The sequence below is a fragment of the Vibrio sp. Isolate25 genome, from assembly GCF_022398025.1.
GTDB lineage: Bacteria > Pseudomonadota > Gammaproteobacteria > Enterobacterales > Vibrionaceae > Vibrio > Vibrio coralliilyticus_A.
On sequence record NZ_JAKEUT010000005.1, the window covers coordinates 1 to 26,146 of the forward strand.

The following is a 26,146-nucleotide window of genomic DNA, read 5'->3' on the forward strand; positions in this document are numbered from 1 at the left end:
GAAACGCTTAAAGAGCCTTCGAGGAGATTTATCTATCCTCTTTATAGACAAACGCCCTAAGCCAAATCGGCCTAGGGCGGTAAAAATATCAAAGACCCGATACCCTGTTAATCGCTACGCAGCTCCTCTTAAGTGAACTACGTTGCAGCCATGCTGACCTTTTTTGCATTTTACACGTAGACTAATAGCAGACCTTGATTATTTTTATTACACAACCAACGTATGCGTTTCTTATTTGTTTTTATATTAACTCTATCCCTGACAGCATGTGATTGGCTAGAAGATCCAATAGAGGTAAGTCTAGACACCTACCTAGAGCGTATTGCGAATATCCAAAACCGCGACGCGCCCTCAATGCCAGCCAACATCAATATTCTGCTCCCCGAGAAGCGAGAGTTACTCATTACGATACCCAGTATCAGCATTGGCTTACTAGACAGTTATGAACTGCGCAAATGTGGGCTATTTAATCTGGTCGCGGAGAAAAATTCAGTTCTTGGTAAGGTACAAGACCAATTTCGTAACTTCGATTATCAAATCAAACTCAGCTACGGTATAGAACGTTGCTTGATGAGCACTGATATTTCACAAGCACTGAAAGCACAATTAACCCCAATCAAACAGCAAAAACTCGATCAATTGCCCGAACATTTTGCAAACTTAGCCTTTACTAGCGAAGCCATGCGTCATCAACTGGAAGCAACGGAATGGCTTTCGATTGAACATGGCAGGAGTAGCACTCAAATAATGCAAGCCATTAATCAGATTGATTGGGGTCATACTGCCAGTAAAGCTTTAAGTGCCGGTGACACCCTAAACGCACTCACACCTTATCAAGAAGCGTTAGAGAAACATCCTGTTCTCGGCCCACTCAGTTATTCAATGCTTAACGCCAGTAATAAACTTAATATTGTCACTCAACAGCTTAAAAATCACGACGGGACTATTCTCTGTAGCCGAGGAAGAAACACTACGAAATTTCGTTATTTAAGAAATGTATTTAATCAATTCTATATTGGTGAAATACAGCCATATCTTGCCAAAATTGACAGTATGTATAACGAACTCAACCCTATGATTGATTTTGTCGAAAGCGGTCATCCCAATTATCAATACCCTATTAGGCAATATCACCAAACGTTCAGGCGCGCGACTAAAGAGCATGTTCAATATTGGCAAGGCTTATTCAAACGTTGTGGAGCGCCACCTACTCGCTGACGTAATCAGGCCTCTCTCTCATATAGCGAGCAAACTTTGGAATGCCATTTTGTGTATAACCGTTGTACCTAAATGTAATGGTTGAACCGAGCTTTGGTGGGTGGCGGCGCTGCTCATCAGTAAAGCCACTGCCGATATAAAATTCCACGCCTGAGTTCAATTGAATGAGTAAGGCCCCCATCTTACCGCTGTACTTCCCCTTACCTACCTTATAACCCACTACAACACCTTCGGCATCCTGATGCTTCTTCATTTTGAGTAAATCACTGCTGCGACCGGCTTGATAACGACTAGTGATTTTCCTTAACATTAGCCCTTCACCCTTTTGCTCACTGACATTGTCGAGAAAGTGAAACAGTTCTTGCTCTGAGTGAATTGGAGTATGTTCAACGAGTTTAATGTGTGAAGTCTTCAGCGTATGGACTAAATGGCGAATATTGTAGTAACGCTTTTGATAGTCACCAGCAGCATAAGGCATATCAAACAACATGAAATCAATCTTCTGCCAGGCTACATCTGACGGCTGTTCATCTAATACCGTTTTTTGAACAATATGAAAATTCCCTCGCCCAGCCCAAAGCTCGCCTTCTACTGCATAATCCGGTAGTGGCTTGATGAACCAGTCAGGCGCATGGATGATCTTACCATTTCGAGTCGTAAGCTGAGTGCCATTCCAGATTGCTCTGATGCCATCTAGTTTTTCACTTTTCCAATAATCTTCGACATTAGTACCATATTCATAAACATTGGCTTGAGTGACAGGAATAAAGCCGTGTGAGTAGTGAGCATCCGCCAGAGCATTAAAAGAAAGCACCACTCCTATCGCAATACGGGTCAATTTTATTTGCATCCTTACCTCCAAAATCTCCATTCAAAGTGATTCTCAGGGCTTGGGACATAAGTTCAATCAATGCCAACTGACATTACGAGCGACCTCAAAAGTTACTTAGACCTATAAAGGTGTCAGTTACAACATCCAGTAAACCATTTTTACTTACAGGCATGATTCTCAGTCTGAGAAAACGTATTTCTCAAATTGAGAATCATAACAAGCCATATCGTAGCTAATTGATTTTATTAGAGATATTTTTTGGCACATTACGTGCTCTTCTTAAGGAAACTGACTGAGGAGATATCGCCATGGAACTACGTAAAATTGAACTCACTAATGAAACTCTTACCCTTCAAATTGATGGCAACTTAGATGCTGAAGGCAGCCGATACGCACAAAAGCACATTGATGAGATTATCGCCGATCAGCATGGCGAGGTTGAAATTGATTTTCGTAATGTTCGCTTTCTTGATTCTTCCGGTGTCGGCGCTCTGGTTTACCTTTACAAACGCTTAGTAGAGCGCGAGCGCCAGATGCGCATCGAGAATGTCACTGGTCAGCCACTGGAAATTATCAACCTACTTCGTATCGACAAAGCTATCCCAGTGAACTCTCAAACTCACTAAAACAACAATTGAGATCTCACCCACTAACTAAGGAAGTTGGCATGATTAACTACATAAAGCACATAGCCCTAATTGTACCCATCGTAAGCGTGATTGGCTGTAGCAGCTACCCTGAAGCCGGACGTGGAGGCATTGCTGAGCAATACATCCAATCAAACTTCACTCCTGTTATGCCAGACGAACCACTCGGCCCAGAGCATGGCTTGCGCTTTGACTGGCAACTGGCAAAACTTCATCTCGATGCACTCGTCCGCGAGGGGGCTCGTTGGTGCTTTCCCGCCGCCGTCGTTCAAGCTATCGAAAAACAGAACAGAATCGCTAGAGAATTAGAAGGTGGTTTGTTGCTAGATGCAGCCAACGATATCGTCATTCAACGCAGACGATTAGACGAACTAGAGCGTCAGCTAGATTACGTCACATCTCAATCTAAATGCGTTCCACCGCATGATGAATTCTCATTCCAACAACAATTGGCCATCATCGACAAACTCTACAATCTGTTAAACGTTGATAACCAATTTGCCTTCAACTCAACAGAAGTTAACCCGAAATACATGGGTCACCTTGCGCAAGCAGCCAACATTTTACGAGAGCATAAATCGCTACATTTGATCGTTACCGGCCATGCCGACTCGGTCGGGGACGAGCTAGAGAATCAGCAGCTTGCAATGGGTAGAGCAAAACAAGTGAAACGTTATCTAACCATTTTTGGCCTAGAGCCGAAAAGAATAGAAACGAAATCTCTCGGTGAATCCCTCCCGCTTTTTGAAGGTGAATCAGATGGCGTTCGACTCACTAATCGCAGAGTCAGCATCGAGGTTGTTGAAACCAACGAGCTTGCAGAGAACAAATTGAATGGAGGCTACTCTCATGTGGAATAAATTTATCTTAATCACCCTAGCTTGTTTGTTCGCAGCCTCTGTTAATGCCGAAATAGAACGCGTGCAGGTTGGTGATATGATTCAGGTTAACCTGCCAGGCGAAGAAACACTAAATAAAGGATTCCAAGTCGACAAGCGAGGCCGAATCAGCCTACCAGAAGTTGGCGCACTCTACGTCGCTGGATACACTGAAAGCCAGTTGCAGCAATCCGTGCTCAACGCGTTAAGCAAAGTCTATCGAGATCTTTCTACTGCATCGGTTTACATTTCAGAGCAACAAGTGCTTATCTCTATCCAGGGTTACGTAAACTCCCCCGGTGAGTATACTTTGTCGAAAAGCGCAGATGTTCAAATGGCAATTCACGCTGCCGGTGGATTACGTTCGGGGGCGCAGTTAAATAATCTGCTTCTTAAGCGCGGCAAAGACAAGTTTCCTTTTAACTACAAACGGTTTTTGGATACGGGCGATGAGTCTCTACTGCCTAAGCTTAAGTCTTTGGACACTATATTCGTTCCTGCCTCACCCTTGGTTGGCAACATTGAGCAACAGTTTGATGCCAGTAAGTTGGCCAACTCCGGTGATAGTGCAGACAACAGAACCGCGATTAAAGTGTTTGGTGAAGTCAATGCCCCCGGCTCCTTCACATTCAAAAATACTGCCGACTTAGTCGATATCCTGATGCGCGCTGGTGGTGTTACCCGGTACGCTTCTGTGGAACAGATTCGTGTTATCAGCAACAACAAGCCTCAAATTTTCAACCTGAAAGAGTATTTAGATAGCGGAGATACCTCTCTTCTTCCTAACCTTCAGCCTGGCACTACGATTTTCGTCCCTAAACAAGAAGAAGAAATTCGTGCAGGCTCAAACGTTATTTACATCATGGGAGAAGTCAAACACCCAGGCGCTTACGAAGGTAAGAAAGGCGCTTCTTTCATGGACATTCTGGCTAATGCAGGCGGTCCAACTCGTTATGCAGAATCTCGCCAGATTCGTCTTATTAAGGCAAATGGGCAGGTCATCAAGTTTGATCTAACCGCCTATACCGAAGGTTTAACGACTCAAACACCTCCTCAGATCCATGCTGGCGATGCGATTTTTGTCCCCGAAAAGACCGATATGAACGAGAAGTCATGGCTCAAAATCTCGCCAGATCGTGCTGTTAATGTCATTGGTGAAGTAGTTCGCCCCGGACGTATCGAATGGTCAGATGAAATGGACATGATGCACCTACTTGCGCACGTTGGTGGACCGACTCTTCGAGCAGACACGTCCAAAATAGAAGTAGTGACACCTAACGGAAAAATGAAAACGTTCAACCTTGACGAGTTTATCTTGAATGGCGCGCAAATGGCTGAGCTGCCTGTCATCAGCGCTGGCACCATCATTCGCGTTCATGACTTACCCCAAGATCCATCTGACAACAAATCCCAATGGGTACGTCAGAGCTCAGATGCATCTATATACGTCTTCGGCCAAGTCAATGCTCCGGGTCGCTACCGCTTTACCAAAGAGATGCATTTTCTGGATATCTTGTCTGCGGCAGATGGCCCAACCAAAGATGCCGACATTCATAACATCAAAATTACCCACAGAGACAAAACGTATTCGAAGGTCAGCAAGCTTAACTTGTCACTGTATTTCGAAACTGGCGATGAAAGCCTGCTGCCCAAAGTCACTATGGGTGACACGATTTATATCCCAGAAAAAGACAAGATCTGGCTGGACACAAGCAAAGAGTCAACAGTACGAGTGTTGGGTGCTGTCAATAGCCCGGGTCGCTATGTATTTGACGACAACATGACAATCCTAGACATTCTGGCGGAGGCAGGCGGCCCCTCTGACAGAGCCTATTTAGAGAAAATCTCCATCGTCAATATGTCTTGCTGCCAAGGACAGGCACGTACTTTTGACTTAATCGACTTCAGTAAAACCGCCAATATTTACAAGCTTCCAGTGCTACGCGCAGGCGATACGATTTACATCCCAGATCGCAGTGAGAGCTTTTTTGAAAAAGCACGAGTAGGCCTTGAAGACATCTTACGCTTGACGACCACCATTGTATTGATAGGAGCACTGTAATGATGATTCCTGCTACGTTAACCGAGGTAGAACATATCTATCTAGCCGCTGAATTGGCCGAGGCACGTTCAATCTGCCTAACGGGCTGCAATTCAGGTGACGGCGTCACGTCAATTGCTTCTGCGTTAGCGGAGCGTTACTTACTCGGTGGGCACAAAACTCTTCTGGTGGACCTGAACTTATTCCATCCTGCGTTTGAGCCCGCTCTTGGCAATGCAGTTCAAAGTGAGGAAATTGGAGTGCTGCTGGAACATAAATCATCCCGACAGCTTTTCACAGGTTTACCTGTGCCAGAGCATACCTCGACTCTCCTAGCCTATAAAGATCCAAGTGTTTTGAGCAACTCGGTAAATAAATGGTTGCAACACTACGATAGAGTCATCTGCGATACCTCGCCTTTGCTGCATGTAAACCGAGGGAATATCCCCGCTCAGGTCGTCGCCAGTGCCTGCGACCAAACAGTGTTGGTCGTCATGGGGGGGAAAACATCAACTGGTCAAATCCAAAAATCGCAACAGCTTCTCCAAAGCCCGAAAATCTCACTACTAGGCTCGATTTTGAACTTAAAGAACCAGGCAACGTTAGGCCAAGAAATGGCTCGAGAGATCCAGAGGTTGAGATTTATTCCCCAGTCTTGGAGGGAGAAATGGGCACAAAAACTCCTCACCAACGAGTTTCTCTCTCACTCAGCCTAAGGAGCCATTATGAAAAGCTTTACTTTACTCCCTATGCTGACACTCCTTTCGCTGCCCTTGTATGCTGAGTCACTGACTTTTGGCATCGTTCCTCAACATTCAGCGAGCAAGCTTGCTGAACAATGGGCTCCTATCATTGAGTATCTCTCAGAGAAAACAGGGCAAAAGATCGTATTCAGTACAGCGCCTGACATCCCCATGTTTGAACAGCGTTTAAGGAATGGAGAATACGATCTCGCTTATATGAACCCCTATCACTACACGATCTTCAGCGTATCACCCGGTTATGATGCTATTGCAAAAGCCAGAAACAATCGACTTAAAGGCATTATTGTCGTACGCAAGGACAGTGGCTTTTCGGCGCCTAAGCAACTCAACAATGCAGAAATAGCGTTTCCTTCACCTGCAGCCTTTGCCGCCACCGTACTCACTCAAACCTATCTAAAACAAAATGAGGTTAACTTTCAACCATCCTATGTGTCGTCTCATGACTCCGTTTACCTATCTGTCGCCAAGGGTTTTTTCCCTGCGGGAGGCGGCATATTAAGAACGTACCTGTCTCTATCGGATGAGATACGTCAGCAACTGACGCCAATATGGACCACCAAGGGATATACCCCTCATGCAATCGCAGTTCATCCCGAACTTGATGGGAAGTTAAAAAATAAAGTTCAGCAAGCGCTTATCGAGTTTGACCTTTCCCCAGAAGGACTAGCGCACCTAGATAAACTCAAGCTCAAAGGTTTTGTTACAGCCCAAGATAGTGACTGGAACGACGTTCGAGCACTCAAGATTACAGTATTGGAATAATCAGCAACGGGAGTGCCATGCTATGTCATTTAGAATGAAAACCATACTTGGGATCGCCTTTATTGAGATCGTTATGCTCGTAGCGCTTACATTGAGTGCAATGAGTTTTCTCTCCAACTCAAATGAAAAGCAACTCATCCAGCGCGCAAACTCGACGGCTTCCATGTTCGCGCACGCTGCTAAGGACGCAATGATTACCACCGACATTGCGACTTTAGATGATTTGGTCAAAGAGTTCATGACCATTGAAGATATTGCTTATATCAGGGTAATGCGCGATGAAAAAGAGCTGTCATGCGATGGAGATAAAGCATTATTGCAACGTACTATGTCGATTGATGACGACTTAAATTCTGTCAATGATGGGATTTTCGACACTCAGGTACAAGTCAAAAGTGGCAATGTAAGTTACGGCACTATAGACATAGGTTTCGAAGTATCTGATATCAACTCTATGCTTACCAGTGCTCAAAAAACAATAATAGGAATAGCTTCCATTGAGGTCGTTCTGGTCGCTATATTCTCTTTTTTCCTCGGAACCTACTTGACCAAAAGCTTAGTAAAACTCATAGAGGCAGCCAATACGGTCAGTCAACACGGTCCGGGATTTCAGCTCAACGATCACTCCAAAGGCGAGCTGGGAGAGGTAGCCAGAGCGTTTGACGACATGTCGATGAAACTCGAAAAAAGCTATCAAGATCTGAAACACGCACGTTTCGAAGCCGAACAAGCAAATGACTCAAAAAGCCGCTTTTTAGCCTCGATGTCACACGAAATCCGCACACCAATGAACGGCGTTTTGGGTATTTTAAATATTCTTGAAGAGTCAAAACTCACTCGCGAGCAGAAAAAATTGGTCAATACCGCCACCGAGTCAGGACAATTTCTTCTCAGTATTATCAATGACATTCTGGATTTCACCAGAATGGAATCCAACACGCTGCGACTTGAGCATAAGCCATTTAATTTGCGTCATTGCATTGAAAATGTCGTTGAGACCTTTCAACCATCAGCGAAAGTACGTTCTCTTGATTTGAACTGCCTCATTGATGGTTCTGTTCCCACCAATGTTCAGGGCGATGAAAACCGCGTTAAGCAAATCCTGCATAACTTGCTCGGTAATGCGATGAAATTCACCAAAGAAGGCAGCGTAACTATTCAGGTGGTAGCTGAGATTGATGAAGGTCATAAAGCCAAGATCGTTTGCAGTGTCATAGATACGGGTGTCGGCATTAACCACAACGCAGTGGAATATCTGTTTGATGAATTCACTATGGTTGACCAGACCTATTCAAGAAGCCAGGAAGGCTCTGGGCTGGGTCTCGCAATATGCAAACGCTTATGTGAGTTGATGGACGGTAACATTGAGGTGGAAAGTACACCTTCTATTGGTAGTACCTTCTCCTTCTCAATCAAATTGGAACTCGCAGACCAGTTGATCAGTGCATCTCATCAGAGCCCAAACAATAATGAGTTACGGGTATCGGATGTCAGCATATTAGTGGCTGAGGACAACAAAGCCAATCAGCTGGTCATAAGCGAGATGTTTAAGCGCATGGGGATTGCAATGGACATCGCTGAAAATGGCCGCCGTGCTTTAGAAATGGTTGAGCAATACCATTACGACCTTATCTTTATGGATATCTCTATGCCAGAACTTGATGGTATGGAAACCTGCAAAGCTATTCGCTCGATGACGGATGAAACGGCTCGGCAAATCCCTATCGTTGCATTGACCGCCCACTCATTGTCAGGTGATAAGGAGCAGTTCCTCAATGCAGGGATGAACGACTATTTGTCAAAACCGATTCGCTTGTCACAACTAATTGAAAAAATTAATCTATTCTTAAGTGGTGATGCGAACAACTCTGCTGAAAAATCTGATAATTTAAAGATTGAATCGCATACGCTTACGCAGGGTATTAACAACCATTCTATAAATCAGGACATACAAGTGGATTTAGAACTCGTCGACGAACAAGTGCTAGAGCAAATGATAGAAGACACCAGTGCTGATGTTCTTCCTATGCTAATTGATCATTACATCGAAGAATCCAATGAGCGCTTGAGTAAGATTTATCAAGCCATGGAAGACCGAGACAAAGAAACGCTTGAGTTTGAAAGCCACACGTTAGGCAGCTCCTCTCTGGCTTTAGGAAATAGAGTGTTATCCAACCTTGCGAGAAAGATTGAGCGCATGTGCTTAGAAAATCATGAACAGCAAGCCTTTGAACTTTCTGAAGAACTAAAAGAACTGGCTGAGAAGTCACTTGCCGCTCTTGAATATAGAAAAACGCTGGGCTTCATCGAACCAGCAGGCTAGATATAACAAGGATGACGTCACATGAGAGCAAAAGTACTACTGATTGAAGACTCCACTTCTCTGGCAGTCCTTTACAAACAGTATGTAAAAGATGAAGCGTTTGACTTGTTTCATGTTGAAACAGGTCGTGATGCCAAAGCATTCATAGAACGAAACGTACCACAACTTGTGATTTTAGATCTCAAGCTTCCGGACATGAACGGCGAAGATATCTTGGACTGGATCAACGAGAATCAAGTACCAACCTCGGTCGTCGTTGCAACCGCACACGGTTCCGTGGATATCGCGGTAAGCTTGCTCCAGAAAGGGGCGAAAGACTTTCTCGAAAAGCCGATTCAGGCAGACCGCCTCAAAACGTCGATAAATCTCCACTTACAACAAGCTAAACTCGAACACTTAGTCGAAGATATCGAAGCGAAATTCGACAGAAATCGCTTCCACGGATTCATCGGCTCGTGCCTGCCTATGCAGGGAGTTTACAAGATCATTGACTCTGTTGCTCCGACTACCGCGAGCGTTTTCATTATCGGAGAAAGCGGCACCGGTAAAGAAGTGTGCGCAGAAGCAATTCACAAAGAAAGTAAACGAAACGATAAACCTTTTATCGCCATCAACTGTGGTGCTATTCCTAAAGATCTTATGGAAAGCGAAATTTTTGGCCATGTAAAAGGTGCATTCACAGGGGCAACTACGGACAGAAAAGGCGCGGCATCTTTAGCTCATGGAGGAACCCTTTTCCTTGACGAGTTATGTGAGATGGAGCTGGAAATGCAGAAAAAACTGCTACGTTTCCTACAGACAGGGACTTTCACCCCACTCGGGGGTTCGAAAGAAATGAAGGTCGATGTGAGAATAATTTGCGCGACCAACCGTGACCCATTGCTAGAAGTTGAAGAAGGCCGATTCCGAGAAGACTTGTACTACCGCGTTCATGTTGTGCCGATTGAAATGCCGCCTCTAAGAGAACGCGGAAATGACATCACAACGCTAGCGACTCATTTCCTTAAGCTGTTCGCTAAAGAAGATAGGAAGAAATTTAATGGCATCAACCGAGATGCCGAATCGTTGCTCAAGCGTTACTCATGGCCGGGGAACGTAAGACAACTGCAGAATGTCATTCGTAACATTGTTGTTCTTAATGATGAACCCAAACTTTCTGTGTCTCACCTACCTGAACAAATTTCAAAAAATAGTAAATCTTCAAGGCCTAAAGTTACACAATCGACAGTCAACCATGAAGTATCAGCTCAAACAGACCCCATCACGCCAGTCGAAATGCCAGCACAAGAGACCGGTCGAATGATTGAGAGTGAGAATCCACAAAATACTATACCAGCTACGATACGCCCGATGTGGCAGGTTGAAAGAGAAACCATTCAACAAGCCATTGATTTTTGCGATGGTAATGTCCTCAACGCAGCAGTATTACTCGAGTTGAGCCCATCAACCGTTTATCGTAAAAAACAGGCTTGGGAAGCCGAAGAAGATGAGCAACAATACGCGGATTGATGTTTGGCTAGTCATCGATAGCCTGACGTTTGGCGGTATTGAAACCTACGTGCTTGAGCTCGCTAGAGGGCTCAAGCATCATGACATAAGTGTTGAGGTGTTGCTGGTAAAACGGTATCAACAGCGTTCCCCCCTCGTAGAAAAACTGGAAAAAGAAGCTGTCCCTTACCAGTACTTATCTGACCTAGCCACTCAACCTTTGTTCGCACTGATCCAAAAAATTAAACATTCACCAACAACTCTTATCCATGCTCATGGGTACAAAGCGAGTCTGCTGTCTAAATGTGCACGAGTTTTGACCGGAGTAAAACAAATAACAACCTATCACGCTGGCGAAACACCAACAGGTAAAGTCTGGGCTTATGATTTTGTTGACCGCTACACGGCGTTTATTTCTACGCTCTCACTTGCCGTCAGTGATGAAGTGAGCCAAAAGATCCCAGCGACTACCCTTAGGTTGAATAATTTCATTGATGATTCAAAAGCCTGTGTGAGCACAGGAGAGCAGATCGCCTTTGTTGGTCGCCTAAGCCATGAAAAAGGACCAGACAGGTTTATTCGATGCTCTAAAAGCCGCCCAGATTTATCCTTTCACATCTATGGCTCAGGTCCGTTAGAGGCAGAGATCTCTCAATTAGCGCCGCAAAATGTTCAACTCCACGGTCATCAAAGCAACATGGATGGGGTTTGGAAACACATAGGCGTACTTATCATTTGCTCTCGATTTGAAGGTTTGCCTATGGCGGCGCTTGAAGCCATGTCCAGAGGGTGTATTGTCATCGCGTTAAGGGTTGGAGACCTTCCTAAACTGATTATCAGTGGTCAGAATGGATATTTAGTTGATACGGCTGCTCAGATTGCTGATGTTTTACGAACTCTAGAACAGTTAACAGACGACGAAAGACAAAAGATATCTCAGCAAGCGATTTACACAGTTCGAGAACAATTTTCCTCTTCTGCAATCATTCCTAAATTGCTACAACTCTACAAAAAATCTGGTCGTCAATCTGCTTCTCATATTGAGAAAAACACTCTCGTAAAATAGTTAAATTATTTTTTATATATTTTTCATACAGTTAGCCAACCTTAAATCTTGGCATCTCAATTGCGTTGTTCCTCTTATAAATGGCAAAGGGGAATAACAATGAAGAAAAAAATACTGTTTGTTCACTACGGAAATGACTGGATTCGCGGAAGCGAGCAGTGCCTCATTGACCTAATGGAACAGTGCTCTGACCAAGGGTTCTCTGTACATCTATGGACCAATAACTCTTCTTTGCATCGTTACGCCTTGCGCAACAATATCTCATCCGAAGCTGACGCATTCCCTCTCCTACTTGGCTGGCTCGCCCCCAGATTCAATTTTCTAGGTTGGGGCTACCTGGTCCGAAAAGCTTGTAAAATCCTCCAAAGAGAAAGCATTGACGTCGTTCATGTCAACAGTGGAGCTCCATGTCAATGGATGGTACTCGCAGCCCGAATCAAACAGGTTCCAATGGTGACTCAGCTACACAGCTCCTATCCTGCCAGAGACCGATTAACACTAGGCCTGCATTTATCCCCACATATTATCTCTGTCAGTGAATATGTTGCCAACCAGCTCAAATTTGAGGGGTATCCTCGTGAGCATTTGTCAGTCATTCATAACGGATTGCATGTTTCTAAACTCGACGCGCAACAAACTGTCGAAACGAAAAAAGTACTCGGACTTAACGACGACGACTTCCTTTATGCGACAGTCGGCTCTCTAATTCACCGCAAGGGTATCGATCGGCTTATCGTAGCGTTAAGACATTTGAACTTTGAATATCCGAACACACACCTTTTAGTCATTGGCGACGGTCCACTCAGAAACGAGCTAGAGAAACACGCCAAGAAGTTGTATTTGGAAAACAGGGTTCACTTTGTCGGTGAACAAAACAATGCAGTAGGTTGGTTGAAAGGCTGTGATGCCTTTGTAAGCGGTGCTAGAAGCGAAGCTTTTGGACTCGTTATTGCTGAAGCCGCTGTCGCTAAGATTCCAGTTGTAGCACCTTTTGAAGGCGGTATCCCAGAGTTTGTTCAACATGGTGAGACCGGTATTCTCTACCCCAACAGGGGTGTTGGTCCATTAAGCAAGGCCATGAAAGTATTAGTCGACAACCCTGACTTTGGGCGACAACTCGCCAGTAATGCCAGTGAACACATCGGTAGCAAATTCAATGTTTCGCTATCAAGCCATCGTATCATCGGTGTTTACAAGAAAATTATGGTATCCCACCAACCCTCCGTCTCTTTCTGGCGCACGTTTATCCCGCTAAAAACTTATTTGGCAAAGCGCATTGCCATGGGAGGTCAGCATGGTTAATTCAAACGTGACAAAAACACTGGTCTTCGATCCAATAACATTCAAAGGCGGATCAAAAATCGCCACTGTCGAAGCGTTAAGTTTGTGTCGGGCCGATATCAACCACTTTGTTATCGCCACAGCTGATGTGGAATTCTGGAAGATCTGTAAACTTACAGCATCACACTCAGTCGATATAGTTGCATTGCCTCTTATTAAACCATTGGCTAAGCAGCATTACGGCCTCCTATATTGGCTAAGCCAGTGTTATACCGCCTTATGCCTTCTATTTTTCTTGATCAAGTACAAGAGCATTGACAGAGCTATCGGTGCATCTGGGCCCGGTATGGACATGCCACTTTACATTGTAAAGTTATTAAAAAACATTGAATTAGTTCAGTTTATTCATGGACACGTTGGAAATTCAAGGTCTATCGGTTACTGCTTAACTGTTGCTGACAAAGTGTTTTATCTGCCCTCCTGCAGACCAAGTATTTCTGTCGCGCTGAGAACATATCTGGAGCGCAAAACGTCCATAGAAGACTCAGGTTCCCTTGTGGAGATGTATTTGACGTCTCGCAAATACCATACCTTCGTTAACGGTTTACCCGAGGACAGATGGCCAACACGTTGCCAAACAGATTTCCCCGTCTGCTTTTGGGCTGCATCTTTATTAAAATGGAAAGGACTGGACTTGTTTGTCGAGGCACTTAAACATGCTGCACATATCAAACCAATCGCATCTAACATCTGTTACATCAGGCCCGTTGATACAGCCATTCCGACAAGTACCGCGCCCGTTGTAATTAAATACACGAATTGGTACCAAGACCCGCAAGAATTAGACACGATTAGAAGCCAATCCAACATCTTTGTTTCCACCAGCCACAAAGAACCGTTTGGTTTGTCCATTTTAGAAGCCTTAGCTGCGGGGATGTGTGTCGTTATCCCTCAAGATGGTTCTTACTGGGATAAACGCCTGACACACAATCTCAACTGCATCAAATATTTACCTGATGATGCTAACTCGTTGTGTGATGCCCTATTATATGCCGTTAAAGATCGCACCAACTTCAAACGCTGTATTGATAATGGAATGATGATTGCTGAAGAGTACAGAGCAGAACAGCGCTACTTAGACTTTGTTAAAACCATAGACCCTAATCCGTACCTAAAGCTATCTCGTGAGCCTAAACCTCAGAGCCACTAAGGAACATGTTATGCGACATAGAATATTGCAGTGGTTTAAACAAGACAACGTCACCAGTATGGCGCTCTATGCTCTGAGCCTGCTTATGATGAAAGGGACATCACTACTCATGCTCCCCTTCATGGCAAGTTACTTAAAACCATCACAGTTTGGCCACCTTGAATTACTTTCAATCACCACTGTTTTTTTCAGCCTGATGGTCGGTTTAGCAATGCACGAAAATCTTTATCGCTTCATTGGTACGATAAAGGATGCATCAACTCGCTTTGCTCGAGTATGCGAATTGTACTCCAGTTCTTTTTCGACATCCTTGCTACTCGCAGGGGTATTATTCGCAGGTTATTTTGCCGTGTCTCATGCAGCGTTAACCATCAACACTGAACAAATGGCACTGACAACGATCGTAGTAATAGTTGAGGCCCCTCTCGCAATCTGCTTAGCTTGGTTAAGACTAAACAACAAGGCGGTAACTTTTTTCAAAATCAGTTTTGTTACTTTGCTCATTCAGGTCTCTCTGGTCATTTTGATACTCACCAACAATCCAGATGTTACTTTATTATTTAGCGTTGGCGTTCTGTGTGCTGTACTCCAGGTAACTTATCTCCATTTCCACAACAAGCTTTCTTTCAAGCTGCCTACACTTGTTCACTACAAACGCTACGTCCAATACTCGTTCCCTTTGATGTTATCAGCCGCAGTCGCATTTGGACTTTCTGGTGCCGAACGATGGATCATTGCCGAAGCGCACACATTAGAAACCTTAGGTATCTATGCAGTTGCCGCTAAATTTGCCCTTGCGTTGGGGATTCTGATTCAACCCTTCCATATGTGGTGGATGCCAAAGCGCTTCGGAGTACTTGAAACCCTCGGCAAAGAAAAAGTCGCGCTTAACACTCAACACGGCATTATCGCTTTGTGTTTCCTGAGTGTCATTGTTATGTGGATGAGCCAATGTTTTATCAGCCTTGCGCTACCCAGTGACTACCAATCCGCTGGTCAGCTTGTTGTTCTGTGTATCGTAATAATGTTGCTCAAAGAAATGGTAGAAATGCTCAATATCGGAGTGTTGTATGCAAAGCAGACAAGCAAGCTTTTTGTCATCAATATTGTTGCGACAGTAGTGGCACTCGTCAGTGCTTGGCTGACTAAAGAAACAGGCGTGACAGCTATCCTACTCTGCCTGTGTATGGGCCAATTTATTCGCCTTACTTTGATATACCACCTAAGCCAGTCACTATGCCATATTCCCTATAGATATGGCGCATTGTTGGCGTTTGTCCTTATTAGTTCAATATTCACGATCAGTGGGTGGTTCAATCATTCATTAGAAACGGCTGGGGTAATGCTTGTATTGCAACCTATGGCGCTAATCGCATTGCTGCACAAACTAAGATTTATTTCACTTTCTGCAAGTTCTGTCCAAAAAACTCATCGTCATAATCATGTGGAGCGTACGCTATGATGCATGCAGATAAGCTTTATCCGGCCGTCATTACCTCTGGAGTGTGTATCTTCATTGCACTGGTTTGGAAGCTCGTCCCTCATCCTGCTGTTGCCGTTGTGCTTAGCATGATACCTCTTGGGATACTTTTCGTGCTAAACCAAACTTTTTGGTTGGTCAGCTTATTTGTCTTGTTTTCATTTTTCAGAATTCACGAAGCCATCCCTGCTCTTTACTCGCTAAAAATCCCTTTGTTACTTTCAGTCGGAGCCTTAAGTGCTCTGTTGTGGCACAGTTTAATCAGCAAAAATCTTCAGATGTTCTGGCATCAGAGCCTGACTTGGTTCGCAATGTTTTGGCTGTTGGTGCTTGTTGGCGCCGTATTATCATCCAATCCCGGTTTAGCTATTACCTACTTCAAGTCGATCTATTGGAAGATCATCGTCATGACTCTGGCAATCGCATGGCTCGTAAATAGCGTTCAAAATGTCAAACGCATTAGTATTCTAATCGTATTAGCAGGAAGTCTGATTGCATTTGTAGCCCTATCCAATTCCATTAATGGCATTGGCCTAGTAGAAGGAACACGTGTCACCATTGGCCGTCAACTTGGTTCAGTTTTGGGTGACCCAAATGATTTGTCACTAGTACTTATGTTCCCCCTTGCCTTTGCCATCAGTTTGATGACCACAAAAAACCTTGGCAGCGTTCGAATTCTGGGTTTAGTCGCTACGATATTGGCGTTGAGTGCTGTTATCGCAACCCAAAGCCGAGGTGGATTACTCGGTTCAATCGCGGTATTCGGAATATTCGGCTTGCGTATTATACGTTCCAAGTTTCTACTCGCGTTGATTGGAACTATCGGTTTACTTGTTCTGTTTGCAGCAGCGGGGATTTCAGACAGACAATCAGGAGGCGCCGCTGAAGAGGGCATTGATGCTTCGGCGATGGGTCGACTCTATGCTTGGGAAGCGGCTTTTGGTATGGCTGTCGCCAATCCTTTAACAGGCGTTGGACTGAACAACTTCTACGCCAATTACTTTTTCTATAGCCCCCACTGGGATGGACTAAACCATGCCGTACATTCGACCTGGTTTGGTGTGCTTGCAGAAACAGGTTTCCTTGGCCTGTTAGTATTCATTGGGTGTATCTACTCACTGGTCAAAACCAGCAAACAAACGCTGTCACTTCTAGATGCCGTGCCAGATAATTACTCTCCTTACCTTCATGCAACAGCCGCAGCAGTATACGCTGGCATTATGGGGACAATCGTGTCGGGCACATTCCTCACTCAAGGCTTTACCTGGCCTATTTATATCCTTGCCGCTCTATGTATCGCCCTGAATCGTATTGTTCAAAACCATTCTCAAAATGAGAATACGCAGAAGAGCGACAAGGTTTATACATAACCAACTGTTTTTAATGAAAATAATTTTTGGCACGTTACGTGTAACACCTCCTATTGAATTATAAAAATGCGGAGGCGCTTATGCTGGCTACACACATTAACGAGGTCAAGATTTGGTTAAAAGAGAACCCGAGCCCTGTTTATCGCAAATTGTTTGTCATTTTGAAAAACATTCGCGCTTGCGACCTTCCAACTCCAAGTATCTTCAATAAAACAACTGCTTTTCTGTACAACGGAAGCAAAACCCTCTTTGCCAATATGGTTAGAATTCTGATTCACACGCCAGCCTTTAAAGGCCGCCTCACTCAATTTGGCAAACGACTTTATCTATTTGGTGGCGTACCACTCATAACCGGCCCCCTTAAAATTTATTTGGGAGACGACTGCAGGATCTCAGGACAAAGCACATTCAGCGGTCGCACCCAATCATTAGAAACAGAGCTTATCGTTGGCAATAACGTCGACATAGGATGGCAAACTACAATAGCGGTTGGTAAACGCATTGTTATTGGCGACAACGTAAGAATGGCCGGTAGAGCGTTTCTCTTTGGTTATTCTGGCCATTCTTTACACGCGGGGAAAAGAGCCTTGGGGGCTGGCGATAGTGAAAGAGACATTGGCAACATCACCTTAGAAAGAGACGTTTGGTTAGGCACAAATGTTACCGTCTGCCCGAACGTTACTATCGGTCAAGGTACCATCGTAGGGGCTGGCAGTGTCGTAACGAAAAGCCTTCCTTCCTATGTTGTTGCAGCTGGCAACCCCGCCAAAGTGGTTCGTAAACTAACGAGTAAGGAGATGGAATAATGCGTGATCTCATCGTATTTGGCGAAGACTTTGGAGGCTTACCTTCAAGTACACAACACATCGTTTCTCGACTAGCTGCGAATAGAAAAGTGCTTTGGGTTAACTCAATCGGCCTACGTCAGCCTAAGCTTAATAAAAAAGATTTTGCTCGTGCTTTCGCCAAACTACTAGGCCAAAGCAAAAAAGGCTACTCGTCGAAGAATGAGCAACTGAGTACAAATATCACTGTCGTAAACTTAAAAACTATCCCTGCTCCAAAATCTTCGTGGGCAAGGGAAATAGCAAAGTCCATGCTATTAGCTCAACTCAAGCCCATCATCGAAAAGCTGGGGCTAACAAAACCGATTTTGTGGACTTCTCTTCCGACTGCTGCGGATTTATGTGGCAACCTAGATGAAGCTGCGGTTGTTTATTACTGTGGAGACGATTTCAACTCGCTTGCTGGTGTTGATCATGAAACAGTGAGTAATCATGAGAGAAGGCTGGCTGAGAAAGCTCACCTTATCTTGGGTGCAAGCGAGGAAATCTGCAAAAAGTTTGACGGATTAAAAACCGCGCACATCCCTCATGGCGTAGACTATGAATTATTTAATGCCCCAGCAAGCCGTGCCCTAGACCTTCCCTTAGACGGTAAGCCTATTGCTGGTTTTTACGGCAGCATATCCCAATGGCTGGACTATAAATTGATAGCTCAAGTCTGTTTGGATAATCCTCACTGGAACTTCGTTTTTATCGGGCCATTGGAACTAGATCATAATCCTCTGCCGAATTTTCCAAATGTATTTTACTTGGGCCCAAAACCACACCGAGAGTTGCCTCGATACAGTCAGCACTGGGATGCGAGCATGCTGCCTTTCTTGTTCAATGATCAGATTCAAGCCTGTAGCCCTTTAAAACTGATGGAGTACCTAGCAGCCGGAACACCTGTAGTTACAACGCCGTTTCCAGCACTTGCTCCTTATCGATCACACGTCAATATTGCCAACGATGCGAAACAGTTTAGCCAATCACTTAATCAGGTTCTCAGTATAGAAAACACTGATACCGAGATTGTTCGTCGCGACAGCTGGGATGCTCGAAGTCGAGTTGTCAATCAGCTTCTGGAGTCACTATGAATGAACTGAAACTGCGCTTTATCATTATCCTTAATGCAGCTTGGAGACAGAGGTACGTAATTGTTCTACCAATGCTGATCATGCCTTTTGCTGGATACTTCGTCGGGAAAATGGCTCCGGAGAAATACGTTTCCCATACCAGTATGCTGATTCAGGAAACGGCAAAAATGAACCCGTTTCTGGAAGATATCGCAGTTTCAACCATGCTCAAGGAGCGTTTGGCAGCTCTGAGTACCTTGCTCAAGAGTCGACATATTTTAAGATCCGTTGCCAAAGAGCGTGGACTGATTGACGATTCAATGTCCCCTTTTCAAGTGGATCAAGTTATCGCAGAGCTCGCAGCAAGCTTAACGGTTACCCAACCTGGAAAGGATTTCCTTAAAATCCAGCTTTCTTCTGCTCAACCTCAAGGCATGAAAGAACTATTAGAATCTGTCAGCGAGCACTTTATAGAGCAAATGCTGGCCCCAGAACGCTCTTCAATCAAAGATTCAAGTGAGTTTCTCACCATGCATATTGATAAACGAAGAGAAGATCTCGACTTAGCAGAAACAGCGCTTGCTGATTTCAAGAACAAAAACGCCTCCGTTACGCCTGAAATGCAGAGCCAGAGTCTTGCGAGGCTTGCTAGCCTGAAGCAAAACTTAGCCGAGAAAGAGGCGGAACTTGCTGGGGTTGAGCGGAGTCTGGGCTCACTCGATCAGCAACTGTCTAAAACCAACCCCGTCCTTGGTAAAATTGAAGATCAAATCATAGAAATTCGCAGTGAGCTAACTTTACTAAGAGCTAAATATACTGATAGTCATAGCGCTGTACTCGGCAAACAGCGGGAACTTCGTCGACTTGAAAACGAACGTTCGGAACTTCTTAAAGTTGAGCAGCCAAATATCAGCAGCGACCAGCTTTGGGATATCGCGAGTAGCAACACTTTATCTGACATCAGCCAAATTCAACCTTTGCTCGTTACCCAACTACACAGCCTTCAGCTAGTGCGAGGAAGGTTTGAATCCCTGAGTGAAGAAACCAAAAGCTTGCGTAAAATGATTGAAGAGCTTGAGCAACAAGCGAACCGCTTCGGCGACAACGCAAAAGACATGTTCCAGTTGCAGAGAGATGTTCAAATCAAAAGACAACTCTACGATGAGTTGATTCAAAGGTATGAGATGGCTCAACTTACAGGCTCATTAGGTATCTTTGAGCAAAACAAGCGAGTCAAGATCATTGATTTACCTTATACGCCAAGTTCACCAGCTAACCTACCCATAGTCATATTTATTATCGCAGGGTTCGTCGCAGGCATTGGCCTAGGCTGCGGTATCGCTACGCTCATTGAGCTTTTTGATACTTCGGTTCGAAGCGCGAGTGAGTTGCAGTCTCTAACAGGCAAACAGGTGATCACTGCAATTCCTAAAATAAAACCGTTTCAATCATAAAGAATCTCAAAATAAAACACCTCACACATGAAAACCTAACATACTGTTATATAGGGACTTTTTTTTGGCACAGGTTATGCAATTTCTAATTTAAACCATCGCACACCAAGGAAATCGCATGACCAGTCAACCGAAAACAACCATACATGTTGTTCAGCATTTGGCACCAGGTGGATTAGAAACATTAGCCATCAACATGCTCAAGTTTGCTAAATCAGACGAGAACGTTTTCCTGATCAGTCTCGAAGGAAGTCGCTGCGAAACATTGGCAAACTGGCCTAGCTTAAAGAACGTTGAAGATAAACTTATCTTTCTAACCAAGAAGCCCGGTTTTGATTTCGAGGCGATATCTAAACTGCGTAAACTATTCAAACAAATTAAACCTAGAGTCGTTCACACTCACCACATTGGGCCTCTGATTTATGGAGCGACTGCAGCTAAACTGGCAGGTGTACAACACATAGTCCACACAGAACACGACGCTTGGCATCTTAACAACCAAAAACATCTTCTGTTGCAAAACCTTGCCTTGAAACTATCCCGTCCCAATCTGGTGGCAGATGCTGGGCTAGTTAAAGAGCAATTAGATGAGAAACTCAACTATGCCAATATCACTGTAATAAAAAACGGCATAGACTGTGAAAGATTCAAACCGGGATCTCAGGCACAGGCACGCTGTGAGCTTGGCCTACCTACGTATGGAAAAATCATAGGCTCCGCTGGACGCCTCGAAAAAGTAAAAGGTCACGATATCCTACTCAAGGCACTCCCTCTCATTAATAGCAATGTGACTCTCGCTATTGCAGGCATAGGAAGCCAAAAGGACGCATTAACACGACTGGCTGAAGACTTATCTATCTCTCATCAAGTACGGTTTCTCGATTTAGTTGAGGACATGCCAACCTTTTATCGTGCTCTCGATGTATTTTGCATGCCATCAAGATGCGAGGGTTTCCCCCTTGCTCCACTGGAAGCGCAAGCGTGTGGCGTTCCTACAGTCGCGACAAACGTTGGTGGCACCAATGAAACGTTATGTCCTATAACAAGTCAGCTCGCGGAAGCAGAAAATAGTAGTGAGCTTGCTTTAAAGCTATCCCAAATGTTGCTTGAGTCCCCTCAATCCTCACCACGCCAGTTTGTTGTCAACAATAACGACATTCGAAAAATGGTGGATGCCTATAGCGCAATAACACAGGAGGAATACGCATGATTGATCTGACCATTGGAATTTTCTTCACAATCTGTGCTGGGCTCATCGTCTATCACCATGTCGGCTACCCTCTTGTGCTTGCTTGGTATTCTAAGCGCCACCCAGTGGAAGAAGTAAAGCCAATCGAACGTGGTTACAAGATCGCTCGTTCAGATAGACAATGTGCTGACATCACCATTCTTATCCCTGCATATAACGAAGAACAGTGGATCGCAGACAAAATTCGCAACTTAGCCTGTCTGGATTACCCGAAAGAACATTATAACGTCATCGTCGCTTGTGATGGTTGTACCGACAATACTGCTCAAGTGGCTCAGAACACGATTCAAGAAGCCATTTGCTGTGATACACATTTTGAAATTCGAGTATTTGAAGAGAACCGCGGAAAGGTTGCACTAGTGAATGAGCAGATGCTAACGATATCAAGTGACATTACAGCATTGAGCGATGTGTCAGCTCTGATTTCTGTCGATGCCCTGCTGGTCGCCAACCAACACTTCAAAGATAAAACTGTAGGTGCTGTTAACGGACATTACCAATTACTTTCTAGTGGCAGTGAAGGTGAAAGCAAATACTGGCAATACCAAAGCAGAATGAAACTGCATGAGGCGAGTTTGGGCAGCACACTTGGCGCTCATGGGGCTTTCTATTTGTTCAGAACTCACTTGTTTGAACCGCTCAAGCAAAACGTTATCAACGACGATTTCATCATTCCAATGGAGATTATTCGTAAAGGATATCGAGTGGACTACGACAAGGACATGATCGCATTAGAGCTTGAAGCAACCAACACCGACAACGACTTTAAACGTCGACTCAGAATTTCTGCTGGCAACATGCAGCAAGCCCTGCAATTGGCGGAATTGTTTTTGCCACGATACAAAGGCGTCGCATTTGCTTTCTTTTCAGGCAAAGGTTTAAGACTAATAACACCATACCTCATGATTCTGTGTCTGGCGCTTTCTGTCGTACTTATTCACCATCCACTATTTTTCATCGCGACCATTGCACAGCTCGCCGTTTACTCAGTTGCGATTCTGGGGCATGTGTTCCCACACATATTTAGCCATAAATACTGTCAGTTAATCACATACATAGTAGCAGGACACTTTGCCAACCTAATTGGTGGCTTACGCTATTTGTTCGGTTTCGAAGCCACTCGTTGGACAAGAATTCAATGATAAGGAGCATCTTATGAGCAACGTATCTTCTTTATATTCAATCTGGTTAGCAAAACGTATCTTCGATTTTCTATGCGCTGTAATCGGGCTTTTGATGCTTTCACCCATCTTGCCCGCGATTGCCTTAGCCATAAAACTCGATTCCAAAGGGCCCATTTTCTATAAGCAGTTGCGTGTGGGCAAATCGACACCAGAACAAATGATGTTCTTTGAAATCATTAAGTTTCGCACCATGTATGTCGATGCAGAAACGCGTACAGGTGCAGTCTGGGCGACAGAGAACGACCCACGAATTACTCCAGTTGGTCGTTTCCTGAGAAAGACACGTCTAGATGAGATCCCGCAGTTGTTTAATGTAATCCGAGGCGATATGTCATTGATTGGCCCACGCCCTGAACGCCCTAGCTTTTATAATAAGCTAGAAACGGCCATACCTTACTTTGCTGATCGTACCTATGGAGTAATGCCAGGCATCACAGGGTTAGCGCAAGTTAACCAAGGCTATGACACCTGTATCGATGACGTTCGCAGAAAAGTCGGCTTTGACCATAGTTATGCCTTATCACTGCGTTCGCTAAAGTCTTGGATTCTGATGGATATCAGCATCATTACCAAAACACTCATCGTCATGGTCGACGGGCGAGGACGATAAATTAAGCACTTAGAGGAGAGCAATCCCGCTCTCCTTTTCTATTTTGGTATAAAAAAGCGCCAATTCGATTAGTTGTGAAGCAAACAGTTTAAAAACCAATAATTTGCTCTTGCACGACCCAAAAAGTCTCGGTAATATCCATCTCGTTCTTAAGGAATGGGTCCGTAGCTCAGTTGGTTAGAGTACTACCTTGACATGGTAGGGGTCGGCGATTCGAGTTCGCCCGGACCCACCACTCCTTGCTTAAATGCACTAAGAACGAAAATTTGGGTCCGTAGCTCAGTTGGTTAGAGTACTACCTTGACATGGTAGGGGTCGGCGATTCGAGTTCGCCCGGACCCACCAAATTTTATAACAAAGCCCGCTTATAGCGGGCTTTGTTGTTTTTGGAGTTTTCATTAAACCATCTATGTCTAATGCGCTTCCTCTAGCCGTTTTTCATTACCGAGTATCGTGTACTCTTGGCTAGCCTGCTCTAGCGTGTTCTGATATCCATCATATGAACACTCTCCAATATCGTTTCGCGGACATATGGAAACATGATTCTTGTCGATCATCTCTATTCCACAGTTCGGGCAATATCTATCCATGGCAACCTCCTGACGTTGTCTGCCTTGTACATACAGGTTCATACCCTGCACTAGTCACTCTAGCCTTTTTCCGCTTCGAAACCAGCGATACTGCTCTCAGGTTTTCAGCTTTTTACACTCTATTACAGTATTTGCTGTACCCATGTTCAGGTTTGCATAACAAATATGATTTTCAGCACAAGCTAACTTTGTATAACTAATTCAGGCTTGGCTTGTAACGTTCTTGCAATATAGGCAATGATCAAGAGATTAACGATAAGTATCACAGCTCCAATTATACCCGGATGATGAATCAGGCCATACACTTCGAAAGGCACGTGGATGACACAGCCGATCAGTGCTAGCCACTCCGTCCAACGAAGCCCTTTCCATAAGCCTAAGCCCATCGAGTAATCGTGTATGCCAACGCCCCAGCATAAGCCCTTGGACAAATAAATCCCAAAAAACAAAAAGGCCGTAACACTTTATTTTACGGCCCTTATAGTCTGTTTGATGCTTTAAGCTTCTTCTGCGACTTTTTCTGTTTCAAAGTTGGCAAATAGCGAGTCAACAATCTCTTTCGAACGTACTGCCAGAACAGAAAGCAAAGTATCGCTCAGACCATGTGATGATTCACAGCAACCTTGAAGGAATACATTCACTTTGCAAGATTCCTGCATTGGTAGACGATAATGACGCTCAACCTGCTTGTCCAACATTAGTGGTTCTAGTTTGTTCAACATTTGGTTGAACTGGTCGTAACGATAGCCAGTAGCAAGGACAACTGCATCGTAGTCGTGCCAGTTTTGCTCGCTATGAATGCGATCATTATAACGAAGCGCAATCTTACCTTCTTTCTGCCCTACTTCTTGAATATCGTGACAGCGTAGATGTTGGTGCTTGCCTTCGCCAGTCACGCGCTGAAGGTATAGACGCTCATAAATAGCGCTAAGCTCTTCTGTATCTACAACGGAATAGTTTGTGCCATTGAAGCGAGAAAGGATGGTTTTACGCTCTTCATCAGTGCTCTTGTATACGTGATCCGTGAACTCAGGATCGAAGATCTCGTTAACGAATGCACTGTCATCTGCTGGGTGTAGAGCAAAATTACGGTTGACGAGGTGAACTTCACCTTCTTCATAACGGTTTGTCAGGTCAACGAAGATCTCGGCAGCACTTTGACCTGCACCGACAACCGCAATCTTAGGCGTTTCCGTACCAGCATTAAACTGTTCACGCCACACCTTGTATTTCGATGAGTGGATCACCTTCTCGTCATTCAGGCCACTAAACAGATCTGGAAGTTTCGGCATACCACCCATACCAATCAATAGGTTTTTCGCAATACGTACTGTTTGGTTGCCATTGATATCCGTTGAAATAACGCGAACTTTGGTAATTTCGCCATCAACTTCAATCGGTTCGATGTCGATAACGCGTTGTCCATAAGTCACGACAGAATCAAACTGGTTTGCCACCCAAGTCAGGTAGTCATTGAATTCGACGCGTGAAGGGTGCAAAGAGCCCAAGTTGATGAATGAACTTAAGCGGTCATGTGAATGTAGGTAGTTCACAAAGGAATAAGGGCTGGTTGGATTGCGCAGCGTCACCAAATCTTTCAAACAAGAAATCTGCATTCGAGTGCCATCTAGCAACATGCCACCATGCCATTCGAAATGAGATTTTTGCTCTAGGAAGCAGTAACTTAATTCTTGGTTCTGCGCCGTTTCTTCTAACGCAATCGCAATTGATAAGTTAGCAGGGCCAAAGCCCACGCCAAGCACATCATATTCCTTAATCTGGTCTGTCATTTTTGTAAC

Annotated in this window: 23 protein-coding genes and 2 tRNA genes; 21 read left to right on the forward strand and 4 right to left on the reverse strand. The window is 44.5% G+C overall.

The features are described 5' to 3' along the window. Positions 1–222: 222 nt before the first annotated feature. Positions 223–1,218, forward strand: a complete 996-nt coding sequence (locus L1D15_RS12355) for a DUF3080 domain-containing protein (protein WP_239875882.1) — start codon at positions 223–225, stop codon at positions 1,216–1,218. Here L1D15_RS12355 and L1D15_RS12360 read toward each other — a convergent pair. After that, entirely contained in the window at positions 1,208–2,068 is an 861-nt protein-coding gene (locus L1D15_RS12360; protein WP_239875883.1) for a DNA ligase, read from the reverse strand. The two genes, L1D15_RS12355 and L1D15_RS12360, sit on opposite strands and share 11 nt — an antisense overlap. Before the next feature lie 290 nt (positions 2,069–2,358). On the opposite strand from L1D15_RS12360, the gene L1D15_RS12365 reads away from it, so the two are divergent. The 20 genes from L1D15_RS12365 (at position 2,359) to L1D15_RS12460 (ending at position 24,102) form a co-directional block, all read left to right on the forward strand. Next, on the forward strand, positions 2,359–2,676 hold the full coding sequence (locus L1D15_RS12365) for an STAS domain-containing protein (RefSeq protein ID WP_239837009.1): 318 nt from the start codon (positions 2,359–2,361) through the stop codon (positions 2,674–2,676). A 41-nt stretch (positions 2,677–2,717) separates the two neighbouring features. Next, positions 2,718–3,557 (forward strand): OmpA family protein, encoded by an 840-nt coding sequence (locus L1D15_RS12370; protein ID WP_239875885.1) that lies wholly within the window; start codon positions 2,718–2,720, stop codon positions 3,555–3,557. Continuing rightward, positions 3,547–5,637: an SLBB domain-containing protein gene (locus L1D15_RS12375; protein ID WP_239875887.1), complete on the forward strand. Its 2,091-nt coding sequence runs from the start codon at positions 3,547–3,549 to the stop codon at positions 5,635–5,637. The genes L1D15_RS12370 and L1D15_RS12375 overlap by 11 nt, the downstream gene beginning before the upstream one ends. Then, the gene (locus L1D15_RS12380; RefSeq protein WP_239875889.1) at positions 5,637–6,332 is read left to right on the forward strand and encodes a chromosome partitioning protein ParA; all 696 of its coding nucleotides are present in this window, start codon (positions 5,637–5,639) and stop codon (positions 6,330–6,332) included. The genes L1D15_RS12375 and L1D15_RS12380 overlap by 1 nt, the downstream gene beginning before the upstream one ends. 9 nt (positions 6,333–6,341) lie before the next feature. Further along, positions 6,342–7,142, forward strand: a complete 801-nt coding sequence (locus L1D15_RS12385; RefSeq protein WP_239875891.1) for a phosphate/phosphite/phosphonate ABC transporter substrate-binding protein — start codon at positions 6,342–6,344, stop codon at positions 7,140–7,142. A 22-nt stretch (positions 7,143–7,164) separates the two neighbouring features. After that, positions 7,165–9,465, forward strand: coding sequence for a response regulator (locus tag L1D15_RS12390; RefSeq protein ID WP_239875893.1), 2,301 nt, complete (start codon positions 7,165–7,167; stop codon positions 9,463–9,465). A 21-nt stretch (positions 9,466–9,486) separates the two neighbouring features. Next, positions 9,487–10,974: a sigma-54 dependent transcriptional regulator gene (locus L1D15_RS12395; protein ID WP_239875895.1), complete on the forward strand. Its 1,488-nt coding sequence runs from the start codon at positions 9,487–9,489 to the stop codon at positions 10,972–10,974. After that, a complete protein-coding gene (locus tag L1D15_RS12400; protein WP_239875897.1) occupies positions 10,952–12,019 on the forward strand; it encodes a glycosyltransferase family 4 protein in 1,068 nt (355 codons plus the stop codon). Before L1D15_RS12395 ends, L1D15_RS12400 begins: the two co-directional genes overlap by 23 nt. A gap of 99 nt (positions 12,020–12,118) precedes the next feature. Beyond that, positions 12,119–13,321 carry a glycosyltransferase gene (locus tag L1D15_RS12405; protein WP_239875898.1) on the forward strand — a complete coding sequence of 401 codons (1,203 nt, stop codon included), beginning with the start codon at positions 12,119–12,121 and terminating at the stop codon, positions 13,319–13,321. Next, a complete protein-coding gene (locus tag L1D15_RS12410; RefSeq protein WP_239875900.1) occupies positions 13,314–14,510 on the forward strand; it encodes a glycosyltransferase in 1,197 nt (398 codons plus the stop codon). The genes L1D15_RS12405 and L1D15_RS12410 overlap by 8 nt, the downstream gene beginning before the upstream one ends. 10 nt (positions 14,511–14,520) lie before the next feature. Continuing rightward, a complete protein-coding gene (locus L1D15_RS12415; RefSeq protein WP_239875902.1) occupies positions 14,521–15,972 on the forward strand; it encodes a lipopolysaccharide biosynthesis protein in 1,452 nt (483 codons plus the stop codon). Next, positions 15,969–17,360, forward strand: coding sequence for an O-antigen ligase family protein (locus L1D15_RS12420; RefSeq protein ID WP_239875903.1), 1,392 nt, complete (start codon positions 15,969–15,971; stop codon positions 17,358–17,360). Before L1D15_RS12415 ends, L1D15_RS12420 begins: the two co-directional genes overlap by 4 nt. Before the next feature lie 80 nt (positions 17,361–17,440). Then, positions 17,441–18,166, forward strand: coding sequence for an acyltransferase (locus L1D15_RS12425; RefSeq protein ID WP_239875905.1), 726 nt, complete (start codon positions 17,441–17,443; stop codon positions 18,164–18,166). Then, entirely contained in the window at positions 18,166–19,281 is a 1,116-nt protein-coding gene (locus tag L1D15_RS12430) for a glycosyltransferase (RefSeq protein WP_239875906.1), read from the forward strand. The genes L1D15_RS12425 and L1D15_RS12430 overlap by 1 nt, the downstream gene beginning before the upstream one ends. After that, on the forward strand, positions 19,278–20,714 hold the full coding sequence (locus L1D15_RS12435; RefSeq protein ID WP_239875908.1) for a chain-length determining protein: 1,437 nt from the start codon (positions 19,278–19,280) through the stop codon (positions 20,712–20,714). Before L1D15_RS12430 ends, L1D15_RS12435 begins: the two co-directional genes overlap by 4 nt. 118 nt (positions 20,715–20,832) lie before the next feature. Next, complete coding sequence (locus tag L1D15_RS12440) at positions 20,833–21,924, forward strand: glycosyltransferase (protein ID WP_239875909.1); 1,092 nt, start codon at positions 20,833–20,835, stop codon at positions 21,922–21,924. Further along, the gene (locus L1D15_RS12445; protein WP_239875911.1) at positions 21,921–23,105 is read left to right on the forward strand and encodes a glycosyltransferase family 2 protein; all 1,185 of its coding nucleotides are present in this window, start codon (positions 21,921–21,923) and stop codon (positions 23,103–23,105) included. The genes L1D15_RS12440 and L1D15_RS12445 overlap by 4 nt, the downstream gene beginning before the upstream one ends. Positions 23,106–23,118: 13 nt before the next feature. Then, the gene (locus L1D15_RS12450; protein ID WP_006962371.1) at positions 23,119–23,757 is read left to right on the forward strand and encodes a sugar transferase; all 639 of its coding nucleotides are present in this window, start codon (positions 23,119–23,121) and stop codon (positions 23,755–23,757) included. Positions 23,758–23,915: 158 nt separating this feature from the next. After that, positions 23,916–23,992: transfer RNA gene (locus L1D15_RS12455), tRNA-Val, on the forward strand. A gap of 33 nt (positions 23,993–24,025) precedes the next feature. Continuing rightward, positions 24,026–24,102: transfer RNA gene (locus L1D15_RS12460), tRNA-Val, on the forward strand. Positions 24,103–24,170: 68 nt separating this feature from the next. Here L1D15_RS12460 and L1D15_RS12465 read toward each other — a convergent pair. The 3 genes from L1D15_RS12465 to L1D15_RS12475 all read right to left on the reverse strand — a co-directional run bounded on the left by L1D15_RS12465 (position 24,171) and on the right by L1D15_RS12475 (position 26,137). Beyond that, positions 24,171–24,347 carry a hypothetical protein gene (locus L1D15_RS12465; RefSeq protein ID WP_019277768.1) on the reverse strand — a complete coding sequence of 59 codons (177 nt, stop codon included), beginning with the start codon at positions 24,345–24,347 and terminating at the stop codon, positions 24,171–24,173. A 182-nt stretch (positions 24,348–24,529) separates the two neighbouring features. After that, positions 24,530–24,778, reverse strand: a complete 249-nt coding sequence (locus tag L1D15_RS12470) for a DUF2127 domain-containing protein (protein WP_239875912.1) — start codon at positions 24,776–24,778, stop codon at positions 24,530–24,532. Positions 24,779–24,844: 66 nt separating this feature from the next. Further along, the gene (locus L1D15_RS12475; protein ID WP_239875914.1) at positions 24,845–26,137 is read right to left on the reverse strand and encodes a lysine N(6)-hydroxylase/L-ornithine N(5)-oxygenase family protein; all 1,293 of its coding nucleotides are present in this window, start codon (positions 26,135–26,137) and stop codon (positions 24,845–24,847) included. Positions 26,138–26,146: the final 9 nt, after the last annotated feature.